General features: G+C 65.2%; 1 protein-coding gene. It reads left to right on the top strand.

What is annotated here, in order from left to right; translation table 11 throughout:
* Window positions 1-8 precede the first annotated feature (8 nt).
* Window positions 9-1,392 (top strand): class II 3-deoxy-7-phosphoheptulonate synthase (locus A9X04_RS05400; RefSeq protein WP_067918460.1); only part of this gene is annotated, 1,384 nt, incomplete at its 3' end.

Genomic DNA, 1,392 nt, shown 5'->3' with positions numbered 1-1,392 from the left:
ATGGACCGATGAACTGGACCGTCGACATTCCGATCGACCAGCTGCCGTCGCTGCCGCCGTTGCCTGTTGACTTGCGGGCGCGTTTGGACGCTGCGCTGGCTAAGCCGGCTGCTCAGCAGCCGAGTTGGCCGGCCGATGAGGCGGCGGCGATGCGCACGGTTTTGGAGAGTGTGCCGCCGGTGACGGTGCCTTCGGAGATCGTGCGCTTGCAGGAGCAGCTGGCGCAGGTCGCTAAGGGTGAGGCGTTTTTGTTGCAGGGTGGCGATTGTGCGGAGACGTTCACCGACAACACTGAGCCTCATATCCGGGGCAATGTTCGTGCGTTGTTGCAGATGGCGGTGGTGCTGACTTATGGCGCCAGCATGCCGGTGGTCAAGGTGGCCCGTATCGCGGGCCAGTACGCTAAGCCGCGTTCGGCTGACATCGACGCTTTGGGGTTGCGGTCCTATCGCGGGGACATGATCAATGGCTTCGCCCCGGATGCGGCCGCGCGTGAGCATGACCCGTCGCGGCTGGTGCGGGCTTATGCCAATGCCAGTGCGGCGATGAACCTGGTGCGGGCGCTGACGTCGTCGGGGCTGGCGTCGTTGCATCTGGTGCATGACTGGAACCGGGAGTTCGTTCGGACGTCGCCGGCCGGGGCGCGTTATGAGGCGTTGGCCACTGAGATCGACCGGGCCCTGCGCTTCATGAGCGCCTGCGGTGTGGCCGATCGTAATCTGCAGACCGCTGAGATCTATGCCAGCCATGAGGCTTTGGTGCTCGACTACGAGCGGGCGATGCTGCGGTTGTCGGAGAGCGAGGCTGGGGAGCCGCAGCTGTTTGACCTGTCGGCGCACACCGTGTGGATTGGTGAGCGGACCCGTCAGCTCGACGGTGCGCATATCGCGTTCGCGGAGGTGATCGCCAACCCGATCGGCGTGAAGATCGGCCCGACGATGACCCCGGAGCTGGCGGTCGAATACGTGGAACGGCTTGACCCGCACAATAAGCCCGGCCGGTTGACGTTGGTGAGCCGGATGGGCAACCACAAGGTGCGCGATCTGCTGCCCCCGATCGTCGAGAAGGTGCAGGCCACCGGTCATCAGGTGATTTGGCAGTGCGACCCCATGCACGGCAACACTCACGAGTCGTCCAACGGGTACAAGACCCGCCACTTCGACCGCGTGGTCGACGAGGTGCAGGGCTTCTTCGAGGTGCACCGCGCGCTGGGCACCCATCCGGGTGGCATCCACGTCGAGATCACCGGCGAGAACGTCACGGAATGCCTCGGTGGGGCGCAAGACATCTCGGACCTGGACCTGGCCGGGCGCTACGAGACCGCGTGCGACCCGCGGCTGAACACCCAGCAGTCGCTGGAGCTGGCGTTCCTGGTCGCCGAAATGCTGCGCG

Source organism: Mycobacterium sp. E3247 (assembly GCF_001667785.1).
Classification (GTDB): domain Bacteria; phylum Actinomycetota; class Actinomycetes; order Mycobacteriales; family Mycobacteriaceae; genus Mycobacterium.
This window is presented reverse-complemented; position numbering and strand designations above follow the sequence as displayed.